An 18,903-nucleotide genomic window follows, 5' to 3' on the forward strand; every position below is an offset into this window, starting at 1 on the left:
TAAAATTTCAAATCGACCTAGAAGCCCAGGCTGGATAACAGATCGTCAACATCATCCTGTCCGGATACGACGTCTTCACGCTTATCGGCATGAATCTGCGGACCTTCACCCTGTGCCAGATTTTTTTCTTGATCTTGTTCTGTGCGGATCGATTGATGGTCATGCTCGATCCCGGCAAAGCGATCGACCTGGCTGGCCATCAGCACCAGTTTGAGCAGGTTTGACTCCACTTCCGCGACCATTTTGGTCACGCGCTTGATCACCTGACCGGTGAGGTCCTGGTAATCCTGCGCCAACAGAATATCGTTGAGATTGGTCGACACCAGCTTGGTTTCCGTTTCGCTGCGCGCCAGGAAACCTTCGACACGGCGCGCCAGCTCGCGGAACTCTTCGGCACCGACTTCGCGACGCATGAAGCGTCCCCAATCGGCACTCAAGGCAGCAGCGTCAGTGTTGAGCCCCGTGACCAAGGGCGTGCTTTGCTCAACCAGATCCATGGTCCGGTTGGCCGCATTCTCGGTCAGCCTGACCACGTATGACAGGCGTTCGGTGGCGTCGGTGATCTGCGAGACTTCCTCGGCCTGTGGCATGTTCGGGTCGATCTGGAAATTGACGATCGCGCTGTGCAACTCGCGGGTCAATTTGCCGACTTCCTGATACAGGCCACGGTCACGAGTCTGATTCAGCTCATGGATGAGTTGCACAGCATCGCCAAACCTGCCTTTTTCAAGGCTCTGGACCAATTCCTGTGCGTGTTTTTTCAGGGTCGACTCAAAGTCGCCCATTGACGATTCGTTCTGCTCCATAGAGCCCTCGCGGCAAACATCAGCTATTGACGCGCTCGAAGATCTTTTCGATCTTTTCTTTCAGCACTTGGGCTGTGAAGGGCTTGACCACGTAACCGTTCACACCGGCCTGAGCGGCCTCAATGATCTGATCACGCTTGGCTTCGGCCGTCACCATCAACACCGGCAGGTGCTTGAGGCGCTCATCGGCACGCACGTGGCGCAGCAAGTCGATGCCGGACATGCCAGGCATGTTCCAGTCGGTCACCAGAAAGTCGAAGCTGCCGCTTTGCAGCATCGGCAGCGCGGTTGTCCCGTCATCTGCTTCCGCGGTGTTGGTGAACCCCAGGTCACGCAACAGGTTTTTAATGATCCGCCGCATCGTTGAGAAGTCATCAACGATGAGGATTTTCATGTTCTTGTCCAATTCGACCTCCAAGCAGTCTTTAACGTATCCAGCACCTGAATACGCTGTTCAATCAAAACGGGCACAGCACGCAATGGCTGCACGAAACGATGACGGGCTTGGTAATCAACAGATCGGAAAACAGGCACAGCAGGCCACAAGGCCCTGACTGACCGGCTCCTGCCTAGTCTTGTTCTTCGCTCGTAACGCTTTGCACAGCCGGCTTACAGACAACCTGCGACCACCAAGGGTCACACATGGCCTGTCAACGCGCTCGCCACTCCCCCAAACGCCCTCGCAAACGAGCTGCGCACTGGCTGTGTAACTGGCTGACCCGAGACTCGCTGACCCCCAATACTTCACCGATTTCCTTGAGGTTCAGCTCTTCGTCGTAGTACAGCGCCAACACCAGTCGCTCACGCTCTGGCAAATTGGCTATCGCATCGGCTAACGCGGCCTGGAAGCGTTCATCTTCAAGGTCCCGCGACGGCTCAAGCTGAGCGCTTGCGCCATCCTCATGCAGCCCTTCGTGTTCGCCGTCCTGCAACAGGTCGTCAAAACTGAATAAGCGACTGCCCAAGGTGTCGTTCAAAATCCCGTAATAATCATCGAGACTTAACTGGAGTTCGGCCGCAACTTCGTGATCTTTAGCGTCACGACCCGTTTTAGATTCAATTGCCCGAATCGCGTCGCTCACCATGCGCGTATTTCGATGCACCGAACGCGGGGCCCAATCGCCCTTGCGCACTTCATCGAGCATGGCGCCACGGATACGAATCCCGGCGTAGGTCTCAAAACTGGCGCCTTTGGTGGCGTCGTATTTGGTCGATACCTCGAGCAAGCCGATCATGCCGGCCTGGATCAGATCCTCGACCTGTACGCTCGCCGGCAAACGCGCCAGCAAGTGATAGGCAATGCGTTTGACCAGCGGCGCATAGCGCTCGATCAGCTCGTACTGGGAGTCTTTGGATGACTTGCTGTACATGCGGTAGCCGCTGGCGGTCATGATACGGGTCCTGCACTCGTCTGATGTACGAGTCGCTCTACGAAAAATTCCAGGTGCCCACGCGGGTTCGCCGGCAACGGCCAGGTGTCGACTTTCTGCGCAATGGCCTTGAACGCAAGGGCGCACTTGGAGCGCGGAAACGCTTCATACACCGCACGTTGTTTCTGTACGGCCTTGCGCACGCATTCGTCGTACGGCACAGCACCCACGTATTGCAGGGCGACGTCGAGGAAGCGGTCGGTGACCTTGGTCAGCTTGGCGAACAGGTTGCGGCCTTCCTGCGGGCTCTGCGCCATGTTGGCGAGCACGCGGAAGCGGTTCATGCCGTAATCGCGGTTGAGCAATTTGATCAGGGCGTAGGCATCGGTGATCGAGGTCGGTTCGTCGCAGACCACCAGCAGCACTTCCTGGGCGGCGCGGACAAAACTGACTACCGAGTCACCAATACCTGCAGCGGTGTCGATCACCAGTACGTCGAGGTTGTCGCCGATGTCACTGAACGCCTGAATCAGCCCGGCGTGTTGCGCCGGTGTCAGGTGAACCATGCTCTGCGTGCCCGAGGCCGCCGGTACGATACGAATGCCGCCTGGCCCCTGAAGCAAGACGTCACGCAGCTCGCAACGCCCTTCGATGACGTCTGCCAGGGTGCGTTTCGGGGTCAGTCCCAGCAGGACATCGACATTTGCCAGACCCAGATCGGCATCCAGCAACATGACGCGCCGGCCGAGCTCAGCCAGTGCCAGCGAGAGGTTCACTGACACGTTAGTCTTACCGACGCCACCTTTGCCGCCAGTCACTGCGATAACCTGTACGGGATGCATGCTGCCCATGTTATTTCTTTACCTTGTGTTGCTTAGACCGAGGCCACATTACTGAATGCAGGGGTGCTGGTTGTGTGAACAGCGCCCCACAGTTCGTGATGTAGGTACATTCCAATGTCATGCCTTACCCAACCCGCTTGTTAGGGTTGTGATAAAGATCCGCGAACATGTCTGCCATAGCTTCCTCGCTAGGCTCTTCCTGCATTTGCACACTGACCGCGCGACTGACCAGTTGGTGCCGTCGCGGCAAGTGCAAATCATCCGGAATTCGCGGCCCGTCCGTGAGGTAAGCCACCGGTAATTCATGGCTTATGGCCAAACTTAATACTTCCCCCAGACTGGCGGTTTCATCCAGCTTGGTAAGAATGCAGCCGGCCAGACCACAACGTTTATAGCTGTGGTAGGCGGCGGTTAGAACCTGCTTCTGGCTAGTCGTTGCCAGCACCAGGTAATTACGCGCCTTGATCCCACGCCCGGCAAGACTTTCCAACTGCATGCGCAGTGCCGGGTCGCTCGCTTGCAGGCCTGCGGTGTCGATCAAGACCACCCGCTTGCGCAACAAGGGTTCCAACGCCTGTCCCAATGATTGACCCGGATCGATATGGGTCACTGACACATTGAGAATCCGGCCCAGGGTTTTCAGTTGCTCCTGAGCACCGATGCGGTAGCTGTCCATGCTCACCAGTGCAATGTTCTGCGGACCGTATTTCAAGACATACCGCGCGGCCAGCTTCGCCAGCGTAGTGGTCTTGCCCATGCCCGCCGGACCGACCATGGCGATCACGCCACCTTCTTCCAGCGGCTCGACGTCAGGGGTCACGATCATCCGCGCCAGGTGCGCCAACAACATGCGCCACGCCTGACGGGGCTCTTCAATATCAGCAATCATAGCCAGCAGATCGCGCGACAGCGGACCGGACAGGCCAATGCGTTGCAAACGACGCCATAGGTTGGCTTGTTGCGGCCGGCTGCCCTGCAACTGGTTCCACGCCAGCGAGCCTAGCTGCACTTCGAGCAATTCGCGCAGGCCGTTCAATTCGGAGCGCATCGACTCATAGGCACGCAGGCCGATGGTCGGTTCAACTGGGGCCGTGTACGACGCCTGAGGCGCTGGACGTGCCGGTTCGTCGAAGGTCGGCTCGATATGGTTATCGGCCGCGCTCAGCGACGCGCCGGAGAACAGTTGACGATTGATCAGTGACTCGCCTTCACCACGCGTACCCAATTCGGCTTGTGCGGAGACGATGCGCGACTGAGTCTTGCGCAGCTCGTCTTCCAGCTCGATGTTCGGCACACGTGGCGCCAGCGCGGAAAGCTTGTAATCCAGGGCAGCAGTCAGCTCTACGCCGCCGGCAATCCGCCGGTTTCCAATGATGGCTGCATCGGCGCCCAACTCATCGCGAACCAGTTTCATGGCTTGGCGCATATCGGCGGCGAAAAAACGCTTAACTTGCATGACTCACTACCTCAGCCGTTAGGCCCGACAGTCGCGACGATCGTGACTTGTTTGGTGTCGGGAATTTCTTGATACGCCAGAACGTGCATATTCGGTACAGCCAGACGCCCAAACCTCGACAACATGGCGCGAACCGGTCCTGCGACCAACAAAATAACTGGCTGACCCTGCATTTCCTGGCGCTGGGCAGCATCAATCAGAGAGCGCTGGAGCTTTTCAGCCATGCTTGGCTCAAGAAGAACGCCCTCTTCCTGACCCTGACCAGCCTTCTGCAGACTATTGAGCAATATTTGTTCCAACCTTGGCTCCAGGGTGATAACAGGCAGCTGCGGCTCAATCCCCACAATGCTTTGGACGATGGCACGACACAATCCGATACGTACGGCGGCCACCAAAGCGGCGGTATCTTGACTCCGAGGGGCGGCATTTGCGATCGCCTCGGCGATGCTGCGGATATCCCTGACGGGAACCTGCTCCGAGAGCAACGCCTGCAATACCTTGAGCAATGCCGACAGGGAGAGCACACCCGGCACCAACTCCTCAGCCAGCTTGGGCGAACTTTTGGCCAGCATCTGCATCAGGTGTTGCACTTCCTCATGGCCGATCAGCTCATGGGAGTGCTTGTACAGAATCTGGTTAAGGTGGGTTGCCACCACGGTACTGGCGTCGACCACGGTATAGCCAAGGGACTGCGCCTGACTGCGCTGGCTGATTTCGATCCACACCGCCTCGAGGCCGAAGGCAGGGTCTTTGGCGCTGATACCGTTGAGCGTACCGAACACCTGACCCGGGTTGATCGCCAATTCGCGGTCCGGGTAGATCTCGGCTTCGGCGAGGGTCACGCCCATCAGCGTCAGACGATAAGCACTGGGCGCCAGATCGAGGTTGTCGCGGATATGCACCGTGGGCATCAGGAAGCCCAGCTCTTGCGAAAGCTTCTTGCGCACGCCCTTGATCCGCGCCAGCAGTTGACCACCCTGGTTACGGTCCACCAGCGGAATCAGGCGATAACCCACTTCCAGGCCGATCATGTCGATGGCGGACACGTCATCCCAGCCCAGCTCTTTGGAATCCTGCGCCCGCGATGGAGAAGGCAGCAGCTCCTGCTGACGCTTGACCTCCTGCAGCGCTTGAACCTTGATCACGTTCTGCTTCTTCCAGACCATGTACGCGAACCCGGCAGCCATTGCACCCAAGCTGATAAAGGAAAAGTGCGGCATACCAGGCACGAGCCCCATGACCACCATCAAGCCCGCCGCTACGAACAGCGCCTTGGACGAAGTGAACATCTGCCGATTGATCAGCTTGCCCATTTCTTCCGAACCGGAAGCACGGGTCACCATGATCGCCGCAGCTGTGGATAACAACAGTGATGGCAATTGCGCCACCAAACCGTCACCAATGGTCAGCAGCGCGTAAACCTTGCCTGCGTCGGCGAAGTTCATGTTGTGCTGGAAGATACCCACCGCCATGCCGCCGATCAGGTTGATGAACAGAATCAATAGACCGGCAATGGCGTCACCGCGCACGAATTTGCTGGCACCGTCCATGGAGCCGTAGAACTCGGCTTCCTGGGCGACTTCCAGACGACGGTGCTTGGCTTGAGGCTGATCGATCAGGCCGGCGTTGAGGTCGGCGTCGATGGCCATTTGTTTGCCGGGCATCGCGTCGAGGGTGAAACGCGCGCTCACCTCGGAAATCCGCCCGGCACCCTTGGTTACCACGACAAAGTTGATGATCATCAAAATCGCGAAGACCACGATACCGACCACGTAGTTACCGCCGATCACCACCTCACCGAAGGCCTGGATCACCTTACCGGCAGCGGCGTGGCCGTCCTGGCCGTGGAGCATTACTACACGGGTCGACGCTACGTTCAGCGCCAGGCGCAGCAGCGTCGCGACCAGCAGGATGGTGGGGAATACCGAAAAGTCCAGCGGCCGCAGGGCGTATACGCACACCAGCAGGACCACGATCGACAGCGCGATGTTAAAGGTGAAGAACACGTCGAGCAGGAACGGTGGCATGGGCAACATCATCATTGCCAGCATGACCAACAACAGCAAAGGCACGCCCAGATTGCCACGACCGAGACTGGCGGCGTTGCTGCGTGCTGCGTTGATTAATTGAGAGCGATCCACCGATTTTTTACCTGCACGCTAAATCAAACTTTTGACGCCATAAGCGACGTGACAGGGGTATTGCAAGAAGCTTTCCAACTATGGGGTGGTGTTTAAAAAGAAGGGGGTGGGTGTCATGGGACTGTAGGAGTCCTTCTGGGAACGGGGCGATAGTAGGTTTCGTCAATTGAATCGCGAAGATCAAGATCAAAAGCTGGTTACGATTTCTGTAGGAGCTGCCGAAGGCTGCGATCGACCGGGAACCGGTCGCGGGGATGGGACATTTTTGAAGGTCCTTCGGACCTTATCGCAGTCTTCGGCAGCTCCTACAAAGACCGTGTTCACAAATAAATCTGAGCGAATTGAATCCCGAAGTCGGGAGAGGCCCCGTTTTCAGGAGGCTGAACGCAGGCGGTATTCCAGGGGACGCGAGGCATGGATGCCGAGCGAGCCACGACCCCCGCCAGGGATGGCGGGTCTTCGCGTGCCCCCGAAACAGCGCCGGAGTGAAGGTACCCCGAGCCTAAGCGAGGGGCCGTATGATGGCGCGAGCGTTTTGGTTAGTTTTTGCTGGGCCGGCACACCGGCGTTTGAAAAGGGAGTGTCAGATTTTTTGTGTTCGGGCTGGTTGTGGCCTGCCGTCAGGCAGGCCTTTGTTTTACCAGCTCGGCCTGGTAAATCGATCTCCATAGAGAATCGCAAATTGATTCATCGCCACCTTCCAATCATGCGCTGCGTTACCCCAGTTAGCGGTGATGTTGCGTAATCCCAGCCATATCAGCTTCGTCGCTGCATCGTCAGTGGGGAAGTGCCCTCGGGTCTTGATGATCTTTCGTAGCTGAGCGTTGATGCTTTCGATGGCGTTGGTTGTGTAGACCACCTTTCGGATGCCTGCCGGGAAGACAAAAAACGGGATGACTCGATCCCAGGCTCTACGCCAAGCAGCAACTACAGTCGGATACTGCTTGCCCCAAGGCCCCGCCTCAAAGGCGTTCAGTTCCTGCTCAGCGATATCGGCGTTAATGGCTTGATAAATCGGCTTGAGCGCCTTGGCCAGTGCTCGACGTTTATCCCAAGCCGCATAGTCCAGGCTGTTGCGGATCAGATGCACGATGCAGGTTTGCAGTGTGGTAGCAGGAAACACCGCCCCTAGGGCCTCTGGTATCCCTTTAAGGCCGTCTGTGACGGCGATCAGCACATCTTCAACACCACGAGTCTTCAGGTCGTTGAACACCTTCATCCAGAACTTGGCACCCTCGGTGCTTTCGATCCAGATGCCCAAAATATCTCGTGTGCCATCGGGTAACACGCCCAGTGCCAAGTACACCGCCTTGTTACGCACCAAGCCTTCGTCGCGAATTTTGACCCGCAGCGCATCAAAAAAGATGACTGGGTACATAGGCTCTAAAGGGCGTTGCTGCCAAGCGCCAACCTCTTCCAGCACAGCATCGGTCACTGAACTGATGAAGTCATGCGACACATCGGTTCCATACTGCTCGGACAGGAAAGCGCGTATCTCACGCACCGTCATCCCTCGGGCGTACATGGCAATGATCTTGTCATCAAAGCCTGTAAATCGGCGCTCATGCTTGGGAATGAGGATCGGCGCGAAGCTGCCATCGCGGTCTCTGGGGATATCCAGGCGAAGTGGCCCGTCATCGGTCAGTACCGTTTTACCGCTTTTACCATTGCGCTGGTTGGTTGAATCCTCAGGGCGCTCCGCGCCCTGAGGATAGCCAAGGTGGTGACCCAGTTCGGCGCCTAGCGCACGCTCGATCAGCGCCTTTTTGAACGCCATAGAGGCGTCCTGAATGGCTGCGGCGCTCATCGGGCCTTGGACGAACTGATCAATCAGCTCTTTGGGTATCGAGGGCAATTCCCTCGGTGTTGCACTGGCGGACTTCTTTTTGGTCGGCATAAATGCACCTCTGGTGACATGTTATGCCCGAACACAAAATTTCTGACAGTCTCTTTGAAAAAGTGACACGCTGTAAGAGCGTAACCGTAACACCAGCTAAACACCGACAACGGATATGTACGCACCCGCCCCAGTAATCAACGGATATTTAAGAATCACGCTTCAGGTCACTCGGAATCGGCAGGTCCTCACTCAACGGATCCGGACGCTTACCCCGACCCGCATGGTACTGACGAATCTGATAAACATAAGCCAACACCTGCGCCACAGCCAGGTACAGCCCCGCCGGGATTTCCTGATCCAACTCCGTCGAGTAATAGATGGAACGCGCCAGCGCCGGCGACTCCAGTAGCAGAATATTGTGCTCAACCCCGATCTCGCGGATTTTCAACGCCAGGAAGTCTGTCCCCTTGGCCAGCAACATCGGCGCCCCGCCCTGCTCCGGATCGTATTGCAGCGCCACGGCAAAGTGGGTCGGGTTGGTGATGATGACATCGGCCTTGGGAATCGACGACAGCATGCGCCGCTGCGACATCTCGCGCTGCAACTGACGAATCCGTTGCTTGACCTCGGGACGACCGTCGTTGTCCTTGTGCTCGTCGCGGACTTCCTGCTTGGTCATCATCAGCTTTTTGTGCGACTCATAAAGCTGATACGGCACATCCACCGCGGCGATGATGATCAAACCGCACGCCATCCACAACGCACTCCAGCCCACCACCTGAATGCTGTGGATAATCGCCAGTTCCAGAGGCTCATGGGCAATGGCGATCAGGTCGTTCTTGTCCTTGGACAACACGAACAAGGCCACCATCAGCGTGATGCAAAACTTCGCAATCGACTTCAGCAATTCAACCAGCGCATGAGTGGAGACCATGCGCTTGAGCCCGGCTGCCGGGTTCATTCGACTGAATTTGGGCGCCATGGTCCCCGCAGAAAACAGCCAGCCACCCAGCGAAATCGGGCCGATCACCGCCGCCAGTACCATCACCAGCATCAACGGCTGAACCGCCACCAGCGCGGCCTTGCCGGCATTGAGGAAATACACGCCCATGTAGTTCTGATCCATGATCACTTCCCGCGACAGCGAAAAGTTGACACGCATCAGGTCCATCATCATCTGTGCCATCTGTCCGCCGAAGACCAGCAGCGCGCCAGCCCCGGCCATCGTCACAACCAGCGTGTTGAGTTCCTTGGAGCGGGCTGTCTCGCCTTTTTCGCGAGACTCCCTGACCCGTTTGTCCGTGGGGTCTTCTGTTTTGTCCTGACCATTCTCGTTCTCGGCCATATCAGGGCGCCTTCACCAGACTGCGCAACAGCTGCAAGGCGTTGACCGCCAGCGGCTGGAACTGATTGAGAATGTCGCCGAGGGTGATCCACATGATCACCATGCCCAGCACCAGGGTCAGCGGAATGCCGATGGAAAACATGTTGAGCTGCGGCGCCGCCCGAGTCATGACCCCGAAGGCCACGCTGACTACCAACAAAGCGGTAATCGCCGGCAGGACCAGCAACAGCCCGGCGCCCAGCAGCCAACCGACTCGCCCGACCACTTCCCACAACTGTCCGGGGTCAATCCCGCTGCCTACCGGCAATGTGGTGAAGCTTTCCACCAGCACCTCGAACACCACCAAATGCCCGTTCATGGCGAGGAACAGGAGCGTCACCAGCATGGTGAAGAACTGCCCGATCACCGCCACCGAAACGCCGTTGGTAGGGTCGACCATGGACGCGAAGCCCATGCCCATCTGGATCGAGAGGATTTGCCCGGCGACCACGAAGGACTGGAAAAACAGCTGCAGCGACAAGCCGAGCATGGCGCCGATGATGATCTGCTCAGCGATCAGCAGGAGCGCACTGAGGTCCAGCGCATGCACTTCCGGCATCGGCGGCAGGCTGGGCGCAATGACCACGGTAATCGCCAGGGAGAAATACAAACGGATGCGCGTCGAGACCAGCGTGGTGCCGAAGATCGGCATGGTCATCAGCACCGCCGCCACGCGAAACAGCGGCAGCATGAAACTCGCCACCCAAGTGCTGATCTGTGCGTCGGTCAAAGCAAGGACGGTGGGCATCGGGCTAACCGATCACCGTCGGAATGCTGCCGTACAGCGACTGGATGTATTCCATGAACACCCGTACCAGCCAAGGGCCGGCAACGATCAAGGTGATCAGCATCACCAGCAGGCGCGGCAGGAAGCTCAAGGTTTGTTCGTTGATCTGGGTCGCGGCCTGGAACATCGCCACCAACAGGCCGACGATCAGGCTCGGCACCACCAGCACGGTGACCATCATGGTGGTCAGCCACAAGGCTTCGCGAAACAGGTCAACCGCAACTTCTGGCGTCATTGCGCGCGCTCCCCGTGGGTCATGGCGATACCCCACCGAAACTGCTGGCCAGCGTGCCGATAATCAAGGCCCAGCCATCCACCAGCACAAACAACATGATCTTGAACGGCAGCGAAATGATCAGCGGCGAGAGCATCATCATACCCATGGCCATCAGCACGCTGGCCACCACCAGGTCGATGATCAGGAACGGGATGAAGATCATGAAGCCAATCTGAAACGCAGTCTTCAGCTCGGAAGTGACAAACGCCGGGACCACGATGGTCAGCGGTGCCTGATCCGGGCTGGCGATGTCGGTGCGCTTGGACAGGCGCATGAACAGCTCCAGGTCGCTCTGGCGGGTTTGCGCCAGCATGAAGTCCTTGATCGGCCCTTCAGCCTTGATCACCGCATCCTGCGCGGTCATTTTTTCCGCGAGGTAGGGCTGCAAGGCATCGTGATTCACCTTGTCGAACACCGGCGCCATGATGAACAGGGTCAGGAACAACGCCATGCCGGTAAGAATCTGGTTCGACGGCGTCTGCTGCAGGCCAAGGGCCTGACGCAGAATAGAGAAAACGATGATGATCCGGGTAAAACTGGTCATCAGCATGACAAACGCCGGGATGAAACTCAGCGCCGTCATGATCAGCAGGATTTGCAGGCTGACCGAATATTCCTGCTGCCCGTTAGCCCCGGTGGACAAGCTGATCGCCGGAATCGACAGCGGATCGGCCGCGAACGCCAACGGCGCTGCCAGTACCAGCAACAGCGTCACTACAATGCGCCACGCGCCCATCACTTCTTATCCTTATGGTCCTTGCCCAACAGCTCCATCAGGCGCTGGGCGAACTCTGGCGTAGCAGATTGCGCGGCGGCCGGGACTGGCACCGGCTCTTTGAGCACATGCAGCGGTGTGATGCGCCCCGGGGTGATCCCGAGCAGAATCTGCTCGCTACCCACCTGCACCAGCAGCAGCCGGTCACGCGCGCCCAAGGCACGCGAACCGATCAGCTCGATGACCTGGCCGTTTCGTGGCCCTGCACTCTGCACCCGCCGCAGCAACCAGGCCAGACCGAAGATCAGGCCGATCACCAGCAGCAAACCGAGTACCAACTGGGTCAACTGGGCCGTGACACCGGCGTTCAGTGCGCCTGTGACCGGCACCGCGCTGGCCTGAGCCAGCGGCTCGGCGGCCATCACCCCCGCAGCCAACAGGCTCAGGGGCAAAGCCAGGATCACACCGACTAGCTTGTTCACTCAGCGCAACTTCTTGATGCGTTCGCTCGGGCTGATCACGTCAGTCAGGCGGATGCCGAACTTTTCGTTGACCACCACCACTTCGCCGTGGGCAATCAGGGTGCCGTTGACCAGCACGTCCAGCGGCTCGCCGGCCAGACGATCCAGCTCGATCACCGAGCCCTGGTTCAGTTGCAGCAAGTTGCGAATGTTGATGTCGGTGCTGCCCACTTCCATGGAGATCGACACTGGAATGTCGAGGATCACATCCAGGTTCGGGCCATCGAGCGACACCGGAGCGTTGTTCTTCGGCACGCTGCCGAATTCTTCCATCGGCAAGCGGCTCGACGCCGAATGGCCGGTATCCGCCGCCAGCAAGGCGTCGATATCGTCTTGACCGCCCTCACCGGATTCACCCAGTGCAGCCGCCCATTCATCAGCCAATGCCTGATCTTCAGCAGACGTTATTTCGTTTTCATCAGCCATCGTTGTCCTCGGCGAGCTTTGATTCGTTAACTAACACAAAATTGTCCGTTGACCCTGAGGTCAGCGGCGTTCGATCGGTTCAATCACTTGCAGGGCCAGCAGCCCCTTATGCGAACCGAGCTTGACCTTGAACGACGGCACGCCGTTGGCGCGCATGACCATCGATTCAGGCAGCTCGACCGGGATCACATCACCCGGCTGCATGTGCAAAATGTCGCGCAGTTTCAATTGACGACGGGCGACCACAGCACTCAAGGGCACCGCGACGTCCAGAACGTCTTCGCGCAGGGCGTTGACCCAACGTTCGTCCTGGTCGTCCAGATCCGACTGGAAGCCGGCGTCGAGCATCTCGCGCACGGGTTCGATCATCGAGTACGGCATGGTCACGTGCAGATCGCCGCCACCGCCATCGAGTTCGATGTGGAAGGTAGACACCACCACCGCTTCGCTCGGGCCGACGATGTTGGCCATGGCCGGGTTCACTTCCGAGTTAATGTACTCGAAGCTCACTTGCATGATCGCCTGCCAGGCTTCTTTCAAGTCGACGAAGGCCTGTTCCAGCACCATGCGCACCACACGCAACTCGGTCGGCGTGAATTCGCGGCCTTCGATCTTGGCGTGACGGCCGTCGCCACCGAAAAAGTTATCCACCAGCTTGAACACCAGTTTGGCGTCGAGGATGAACAACGCGGTGCCGCGCAGCGGTTTGATCTTCACCAGGTTGAGACTGGTCGGCACGTACAGCGAATGCACGTACTCGCCGAACTTCATCACCTGCACGCCGCCAACGGCCACGTCGGCGGAGCGACGCAGCATGTTGAACATGCTGATGCGGGTGTAACGGGCGAAACGCTCGTTGATCATTTCCAGGGTCGGCATCCGTCCACGGACGATGCGATCCTGACTGGTCAGGTCATAACTTTTGACGCTGCCGGGTTCGGAGGCGCTTTCGGTCTGCACCAGACCATCATCGACGCCGTGCAAGAGCGCGTCGATTTCATCCTGGGACAGCAGGTCTTGCACGGCCATGTCGAAGTCCTACTGCAATACGAAATTAGTGAAAAGCAATTGTTCGACTACCACTTTGCCGACCTCTTTCTGTGCCACTTCCTGCACGCTGGCGAATGCTTTCTGGCGCAGCATTTCCTGACCGATTGGCGTGGCCAACGAGTCGAAAGTCTGTCCGGAGAAGAGCATAACCAGGTTGTTGCGGATAACCGGCATGTGAACTTTCAGCGCATCCAGATCCGCCTGATTGCGACCCAGCATGGTTATGCTGACCTGCATGTAGCGCTGGCGGCCGTTCTGGTTGAAGTTGACGACGAATGCCGGTGCCATCGGCTCGAAAATGGCCGGTGCCTTGACGTTGCTGGCGACCGCCGCATCCTCGGGCTTGCTTTGCGCTTTGTGCAGGAAGAACCAGGTGGCGCCCACCGAGATACCCACCGCCAGCAACAGGCCCAACACCATTAATAGAATCAGCTTGAGTTTGCCTTTCCCGGCGGGGTCTTTTACTGCGTCACTCTTCGCCATGCCAATAATCCGTCACTATTCGGGGAGTTCATCAATGCGTGACAGAGCAAGAGCAAGTGTTATGCCAGATGTGGGAGAAATTTTCGGAAGGGGGAATAGCTAAATGCCATGCCTGGCATTCAAACCCTGTAGGAGCGGGCTTGCCCGCGATAGCGTCATGGCGGACCCACCGCATCAAGCTGATCGCGGGCAAGCCCGCTCCTACAAGGAAAGCGTCAAGCGTAGTAATCGACCTGGCTGGTGCCGATGATGTGCATCGGCTGAGAGACCGGCGCCACGTCGGCGATCGCATGGTCATCGAGACCATCACCTGAACCGGAACCCACGCCCGAGCCCCCACCGCTGCGCTGGCTCTGATTGGCCTGTTGCTGGTTCTGCCCCTGGCCGTTCCAGCCGCGCGACTGGTCAGACACGTTGACATCAACCTGACCCAGACCTTGCTGCGTAAAGGAGTCACGCAGCTTGTTCATCTGCCCTTCCAGCGCTTCACGCACCGCGGGATGCGAGCTCATGAAGGTCACCTGAGTCTGCTGGTCCGGCGCCATGTTGACGCGAATGTCCAGGCGTCCCAGCTCAGCCGGTTCCAACTGGATGTCGGCGGACTTGAGGTTTTGGCTGGACAGGTACATGACCCGGTCCACCACGCCTTCGCTCCAGCCGCTTTGGTGCATGGCCAGCGGCTGCGCCAATGGCGAAACCGCCGGCGCTACGGGCGCCTTGGGTTGCACTGCCTGGCTGAGCGCTGCGATGCGGCTGGCGAAGTCGTCGACCTTGGTGTCGGACGCTGCGACCGTGGAATCCTTCAGGCCATCGTCGATCAGGTTTTTGAAGGCTTTATCGCCAGCGCCGGCATTGCTGCTGTCGGTGGTCTGCGGGTCGAGCGCAACTGGCAGGTTATTGACAGCCGCCTGCGCAGGCCCGGCGGCGGTCGCGGCCGATGCTTTACTGGTGGTGGTCGAGGTCGAGGTCGATGCCTGAGCCGGAGCGTCGGACTTGCCGCTCTTGCCATTCTGTTCAAGCGCGACTTGCACCGCGGACAAACCTGCCAGTGGATCGTCGGACGCCGGATCGAACGCTTTGTTATCGGATACCGGAGTCGCTACCGGTGGAGGCGTCACGGCCGCCAGAACCGTCGGCGGCACATCAACCGGCGGCAGCGGCACCGTCGCTACTGGCGGCGTCGGGTCGGTTGCCGGCTGAGTCGGCTGGACTTGGGTCAACGACGGATCGAGCGCCGGGGCGAGCGTCGGGTCGACCGGCGCTGCATCCGCGACGACCGGCGTCGTCGCCTTGTCGTCCGCAGCCGCGTTCTTGTCATCGTCCTTCTTGTCGCTGCCGTCGGCAACGGTCTTTTTCCCGGTCTTGTCAGCTTTGTTGGCAGGCAAGGATTTGCCGTTATCGGCAACCGTCGTCTTGTCGGCGGCAGACTTTGAATCGGCCTTGGGCTTGTTGCTGGCGACGTCAGCGCTGTTTTTAGGGGCTTTCGTGCGGGGCTCGACGCTCACCGCTGGCTTGGGATCGACCTGTTTGGCAAACACCTGACTGAAGCTGGAAGTGCTGTCCTTGCCGGTCTCAGCTGGTTTTACCGCATTACTGGCGGCAACTGGCTGCGACTTGGCGGCCGGGGTAGGCTGCAGAAGCGGGTTGGTGGCAAGGGACATGTCAGACTCCGTACGGGCACAAGTACGAAGACCTATAGCAAAGGGCGGGCCAGCTTCAAAACAACCGGCATTTATTCGCAGAAACGTTGGCGCTCAGCGCTGAACAAGCGACGAACCGTGACAAACTCGATTTCGATTTTCCGCACCAGCTCGGCAGCGCCGGCCAATAGATTTTGCTGGGCACGCTCTTCCAGTTGTCGACACAACTCCGCGAGGTGCACCGCCCCCAGATTGCCGCTGCTGCCCTTGAAGCTATGGGCGGCCAGCCCCAACGCTGGCAAGCCTGCCGCCTGCTCGGCCAGCGCGTGCTGCAACTGCTGCACACGTTGTTCGGAGTCGTTGAGAAAGGTATCGAGCAACACCGGGTATTCGCCCTCCATGACATCCTGCAGGGCACTCAACACTTCGTAGTCCACATGAGTTACTGACACTTGCTCGCTCCTTGATCAAGAATCGCGGGATTATGCCTGAGCCCCCCAGGAAAATTCCACGGACGCCGTGCGGCCACCGTCGGACCATTGGCAGCTATGGCTCAACCTGCGCACCAGCTCCAGGCCTCGGCCAGACAGTTCGTGACCGGCCTTCGGCGACTCCAACACCCGCCCGACGTCAAAGCCGGCACCGCTGTCTTCGACCCGGATGGTCAAACGACCGCCCTCGCGGCTGGGGATGATCTGCAAATGCAGGCGAACATAACCGGTTTCCAGCGCCGCCAGGCGCGCACTACGCTCCCTATAGTACTGCGCAAAACCTGGCGCATCACGCTTGAGGCTTGAATCGAGGCCCAGCACGCCATGCTCCAGTGCGTTGGTATACAGTTCGGCGAGCACGCTGTACAGCGCCCCACTCTGGCTGCGCAGGCCGTGCACTTCGAGCAGCAATTGCAACAGATAAGGCAATGGATTGAAGCGCTTGAGCGTGCCGGCGCGATATTCGAAGGTCGATGACCAGTCCAACGGGCTGGATTTACCACTGTCGGAGAAGGTTACCGCTGCCCCGCCAAGCTGCGCCGGCTCGACCAGGGTCACCTCCACCATGCTCACGTCATCCCGGGCCTGGCCACGAAACGCGTTCAACGCGAGCTGGATTTCATCGATCAGCGCATCGGGCTGTCGGTTGGCGGCAAACACCGCATGCAGGCGATCGACGCCGAACAGTCGATCTTCCTCGTCGCTGGTATCGAGCACCCCATCCGACAGCAGAAAGATCCGGTCACCCTGGGCCAGCGGGTGCATTTCGGTCTTGTCGTCGAAACGATCCGGATCGAGCACACCCAGCGGCAAGTGACGCGATACCAGCGGCGTGCGCTCGCCACTGGCGACATGATGCAGGTAACCGTCAGGCAAACCACCGTTCCACACTTCGACCTGCCGCAGGTTGAAATTGACGTTCAACAGCGTCGCACAACAAAACATATCCACCGGCAGGATGCGCTTGAGCTTGGCGTTCATTTCGCGCAGGGTTTGCGCCAGTCCGTAACCCTTGCCGGTCATGCCGTAGAACACTTCCGCCAGTGGCATCGCGCCCACTGCGGCCGGCAACCCATGACCGGTAAAGTCGCCCAGCAACACATGCATGTTGCCCGATGGCGTATACGCCGCGAGCAGCAGATCGCCGTTGAATAACGCATAGGGTGATTGCAGGTAACGAATATTCGGCGCGCTCAAACAACCGGAATGCGCCACCTGGTCGAAGACCGCCTTGGCCACCCGCTGCTCATTGAGCAGGTAGCCGTGGTGCCGGGCAATCTGGTCGCGTTGCTGGAGGACGGTTTCCTGCAGGCGTCGCAGGCGATCCATGGCATTGATTTTCGCCGCAAGAATCACCTGGTTATAGGGTTTGGCGAGGAAGTCATCACCACCCGCTTCAAGGCAGCGAACCAGCGCTTCGCTTTCGCTGAGCGAGGTCAGGAAAATGATCGGCACCAGGGATTCGCCGGCCATCTGCTTGATCCGACGCGCGGCCTCGAATCCATCCATGACTGGCATCAAGGCGTCCATCAACACCAACTGCGGACGCTCCAGGGCAAACAACGCCACCGCCTCCTCGCCATTGCTGGCGCTGAGCACGCGATGGCCCTGACGCCGGACAATGGTGGCCAGCAGCAAACGATCGCTGGCGTTGTCGTCAGCAATCAACACACACAGACTTTCGGGCATGGCCGTCACCGGTCAGCCGATCTGAAACAGTTTTGAAAAATTCGAGATGGTGAGGATGGTGTGGACGTCGCTGTTGCAGTTGATCAGCCGGATGTGCGCGTTCTCGCCGCCCGCGTGATCGCGCAGCAGCAACAGCATGCCCAACGCAGAACTGTCCAGGTAGCTGGTGCCCTTGAGATCAACCACAAAACGTTGAGGGGTGCCGGCCGCGCCTTCGTAGGCACTGCGGAAATCCTGATGCGCAGCGAAGTCAAAGCGCCCCTTGATGGAAATGGTCAACTCTTGCCCATCATGGGACAGCTCGGATGTTACGGACATAAGCGAGGTTCCTTGGGTTAACGCCAATCACAGTGCAACAAGGTTTAGCATTCTACGGGCGCGGCGGCAAACCCGGTATAAGTTGGACAGGTTCGACAGCGCTTTATGCCTCTTTTGTAGGAGCTGCGGAAGGCTGCGATCGGTTTCTGGCGCGCCGAAGGTCCTGCGGACCTTTTCGCAGTCTGTGGCAGCGCCTACAGGAATGTGCGGCGCTTCAGAAATAATCATGCCGCGGCAAACGTTGGGACAGTTCATCCAGCAACTTCTGCTCGCGCTTGTCTTCCAGTTGCCGCGCCTCGTCAATATAGCGCTGCACCAGTTTGCGCAGGCCTTCGACCCGCGCATAGCACTGCTGCCAGGCGCCACGGGCCTTGTTCAGGTTGCCCTGGTGCCAGGTCAGACTTTGCCGCTGCTGGTTGACTGCCGTTTCCAGCTGATTGAGAAAGCTCTGGTAGTTCATCAGCCATTGCCCGGAAACGCCATGGGCGCCCTTCTCGATCCATTGCATCTGGTAATCGTTGCGGAAGCGCTCAAGGTCAGCGAGCTTGGTTTCCGCCAGACGCACCTGCCCCTGAAAATGCCCGAGGCGTTGAGCGGCTGCGCGCTCGGCGGTTTCGGCCATTTCCACCACCGGTGCGAGCCGGCCCGCGCGTGTCTGAGCCATGGT

20 protein-coding genes are annotated in these 18,903 nt (G+C 58.8%); all 20 read right to left on the reverse strand.

Annotated elements, in window-relative coordinates:
- Nucleotides 1-17 precede the first annotated feature (17 nt).
- Entirely contained in the window at nt 18-806 is a 789-nt protein-coding gene (locus tag ACF0H7_RS22505; RefSeq protein ID WP_397449062.1) for a protein phosphatase CheZ, read from the reverse strand.
- 19 nt (nt 807-825) lie between these two features.
- Entirely contained in the window at nt 826-1,200 is a 375-nt protein-coding gene (locus ACF0H7_RS22510; RefSeq protein ID WP_219060460.1) for a chemotaxis response regulator CheY, read from the reverse strand.
- Nucleotides 1,201-1,456: 256 nt separating this feature from the next.
- Nucleotides 1,457-2,200: an RNA polymerase sigma factor FliA gene (gene fliA / locus ACF0H7_RS22515; protein WP_397453985.1), complete on the reverse strand. Its 744-nt coding sequence runs from the start codon at nt 2,198-2,200 to the stop codon at nt 1,457-1,459.
- Nucleotides 2,194-3,027, reverse strand: a complete 834-nt coding sequence (fleN, locus tag ACF0H7_RS22520; protein ID WP_397449063.1) for a flagellar synthesis regulator FleN — start codon at nt 3,025-3,027, stop codon at nt 2,194-2,196. The genes fliA and fleN overlap by 7 nt, the downstream gene beginning before the upstream one ends.
- 115 nt (nt 3,028-3,142) lie before the next feature.
- Nucleotides 3,143-4,474: a flagellar biosynthesis protein FlhF gene (flhF, locus tag ACF0H7_RS22525; protein WP_397449064.1), complete on the reverse strand. Its 1,332-nt coding sequence runs from the start codon at nt 4,472-4,474 to the stop codon at nt 3,143-3,145.
- A gap of 11 nt (nt 4,475-4,485) precedes the next feature.
- Nucleotides 4,486-6,615: a flagellar biosynthesis protein FlhA gene (flhA, locus tag ACF0H7_RS22530; protein ID WP_397449065.1), complete on the reverse strand. Its 2,130-nt coding sequence runs from the start codon at nt 6,613-6,615 to the stop codon at nt 4,486-4,488.
- A 637-nt stretch (nt 6,616-7,252) separates the two neighbouring features.
- Nucleotides 7,253-8,512 carry an IS256 family transposase gene (locus ACF0H7_RS22535; RefSeq protein ID WP_397449066.1) on the reverse strand — a complete coding sequence of 420 codons (1,260 nt, stop codon included), beginning with the start codon at nt 8,510-8,512 and terminating at the stop codon, nt 7,253-7,255.
- Nucleotides 8,513-8,660: 148 nt separating this feature from the next.
- A complete protein-coding gene (gene flhB, locus ACF0H7_RS22540) occupies nt 8,661-9,800 on the reverse strand; it encodes a flagellar biosynthesis protein FlhB (protein WP_397449067.1) in 1,140 nt (379 codons plus the stop codon).
- Between the two features lies 1 nt (nt 9,801).
- A complete protein-coding gene (gene fliR / locus ACF0H7_RS22545) occupies nt 9,802-10,587 on the reverse strand; it encodes a flagellar biosynthetic protein FliR (protein WP_397449068.1) in 786 nt (261 codons plus the stop codon).
- A gap of 4 nt (nt 10,588-10,591) precedes the next feature.
- Entirely contained in the window at nt 10,592-10,861 is a 270-nt protein-coding gene (gene fliQ, locus ACF0H7_RS22550) for a flagellar biosynthesis protein FliQ (RefSeq protein ID WP_397449069.1), read from the reverse strand.
- Nucleotides 10,862-10,880: 19 nt separating this feature from the next.
- A complete protein-coding gene (gene fliP / locus ACF0H7_RS22555; protein WP_397449070.1) occupies nt 10,881-11,639 on the reverse strand; it encodes a flagellar type III secretion system pore protein FliP in 759 nt (252 codons plus the stop codon).
- On the reverse strand, nt 11,639-12,100 hold the full coding sequence (gene fliO, locus ACF0H7_RS22560; protein WP_397449071.1) for a flagellar biosynthetic protein FliO: 462 nt from the start codon (nt 12,098-12,100) through the stop codon (nt 11,639-11,641). Before fliO ends, fliP begins: the two co-directional genes overlap by 1 nt.
- Entirely contained in the window at nt 12,101-12,565 is a 465-nt protein-coding gene (fliN, locus tag ACF0H7_RS22565) for a flagellar motor switch protein FliN (protein ID WP_397449072.1), read from the reverse strand.
- Nucleotides 12,566-12,625: 60 nt separating this feature from the next.
- Complete coding sequence (gene fliM / locus ACF0H7_RS22570; RefSeq protein WP_397449073.1) at nt 12,626-13,594, reverse strand: flagellar motor switch protein FliM; 969 nt, start codon at nt 13,592-13,594, stop codon at nt 12,626-12,628.
- A 9-nt stretch (nt 13,595-13,603) separates the two neighbouring features.
- Nucleotides 13,604-14,098, reverse strand: coding sequence for a flagellar basal body-associated protein FliL (gene fliL, locus ACF0H7_RS22575; RefSeq protein WP_397449074.1), 495 nt, complete (start codon nt 14,096-14,098; stop codon nt 13,604-13,606).
- Between the two features lie 215 nt (nt 14,099-14,313).
- On the reverse strand, nt 14,314-15,759 hold the full coding sequence (locus ACF0H7_RS22580) for a flagellar hook-length control protein FliK (RefSeq protein WP_397449075.1): 1,446 nt from the start codon (nt 15,757-15,759) through the stop codon (nt 14,314-14,316).
- A 71-nt stretch (nt 15,760-15,830) separates the two neighbouring features.
- Entirely contained in the window at nt 15,831-16,139 is a 309-nt protein-coding gene (locus ACF0H7_RS22585; RefSeq protein WP_397453987.1) for an Hpt domain-containing protein, read from the reverse strand.
- Between the two features lie 81 nt (nt 16,140-16,220).
- On the reverse strand, nt 16,221-17,918 hold the full coding sequence (locus ACF0H7_RS22590) for a SpoIIE family protein phosphatase (RefSeq protein WP_397449076.1): 1,698 nt from the start codon (nt 17,916-17,918) through the stop codon (nt 16,221-16,223).
- Nucleotides 17,919-17,930: 12 nt separating this feature from the next.
- Entirely contained in the window at nt 17,931-18,236 is a 306-nt protein-coding gene (locus ACF0H7_RS22595; RefSeq protein WP_397449077.1) for an STAS domain-containing protein, read from the reverse strand.
- A gap of 214 nt (nt 18,237-18,450) precedes the next feature.
- On the reverse strand, nt 18,451-18,900 hold the full coding sequence (gene fliJ, locus ACF0H7_RS22600) for a flagellar export protein FliJ (RefSeq protein ID WP_397449078.1): 450 nt from the start codon (nt 18,898-18,900) through the stop codon (nt 18,451-18,453).
- Nucleotides 18,901-18,903 lie beyond the last annotated feature (3 nt).

The sequence above is a fragment of the Pseudomonas sp. NA-150 genome (genome assembly GCF_044336365.1).
Taxonomy (GTDB): Bacteria; Pseudomonadota; Gammaproteobacteria; order Pseudomonadales; family Pseudomonadaceae; genus Aquipseudomonas.

Coding starts and splice junctions, on each gene's coding strand:
- flhF (WP_397449064.1), bottom strand. CDS start 4,474: ATGCAAGTTAAGCGTTTTTTCGCCGCCGATATGCGCCAAGCCATGAAA.
- ACF0H7_RS22585 (WP_397453987.1), bottom strand. CDS start 16,139: ATGGAGGGCGAATACCCGGTGTTGCTCGATACCTTTCTCAACGACTCC.
- ACF0H7_RS22510 (WP_219060460.1), bottom strand. CDS start 1,200: ATGAAAATCCTCATCGTTGATGACTTCTCAACGATGCGGCGGATCATT.
- ACF0H7_RS22505 (WP_397449062.1), bottom strand. CDS start 806: ATGGAGCAGAACGAATCGTCAATGGGCGACTTTGAGTCGACCCTGAAA.
- fliN (WP_397449072.1), bottom strand. CDS start 12,565: ATGGCTGATGAAAACGAAATAACGTCTGCTGAAGATCAGGCATTGGCT.
- fliQ (WP_397449069.1), bottom strand. CDS start 10,861: ATGACGCCAGAAGTTGCGGTTGACCTGTTTCGCGAAGCCTTGTGGCTG.
- ACF0H7_RS22580 (WP_397449075.1), bottom strand. CDS start 15,759: ATGTCCCTTGCCACCAACCCGCTTCTGCAGCCTACCCCGGCCGCCAAG.
- ACF0H7_RS22595 (WP_397449077.1), bottom strand. CDS start 18,236: ATGTCCGTAACATCCGAGCTGTCCCATGATGGGCAAGAGTTGACCATT.
- fleN (WP_397449063.1), bottom strand. CDS start 3,027: ATGGGCAGCATGCATCCCGTACAGGTTATCGCAGTGACTGGCGGCAAA.
- ACF0H7_RS22535 (WP_397449066.1), bottom strand. CDS start 8,512: ATGCCGACCAAAAAGAAGTCCGCCAGTGCAACACCGAGGGAATTGCCC.
- fliJ (WP_397449078.1), bottom strand. CDS start 18,900: ATGGCTCAGACACGCGCGGGCCGGCTCGCACCGGTGGTGGAAATGGCC.
- ACF0H7_RS22590 (WP_397449076.1), bottom strand. CDS start 17,918: ATGCCCGAAAGTCTGTGTGTGTTGATTGCTGACGACAACGCCAGCGAT.
- fliP (WP_397449070.1), bottom strand. CDS start 11,639: ATGGGCGCGTGGCGCATTGTAGTGACGCTGTTGCTGGTACTGGCAGCG.
- fliL (WP_397449074.1), bottom strand. CDS start 14,098: ATGGCGAAGAGTGACGCAGTAAAAGACCCCGCCGGGAAAGGCAAACTC.
- fliM (WP_397449073.1), bottom strand. CDS start 13,594: ATGGCCGTGCAAGACCTGCTGTCCCAGGATGAAATCGACGCGCTCTTG.
- flhB (WP_397449067.1), bottom strand. CDS start 9,800: ATGGCCGAGAACGAGAATGGTCAGGACAAAACAGAAGACCCCACGGAC.
- fliR (WP_397449068.1), bottom strand. CDS start 10,587: ATGCCCACCGTCCTTGCTTTGACCGACGCACAGATCAGCACTTGGGTG.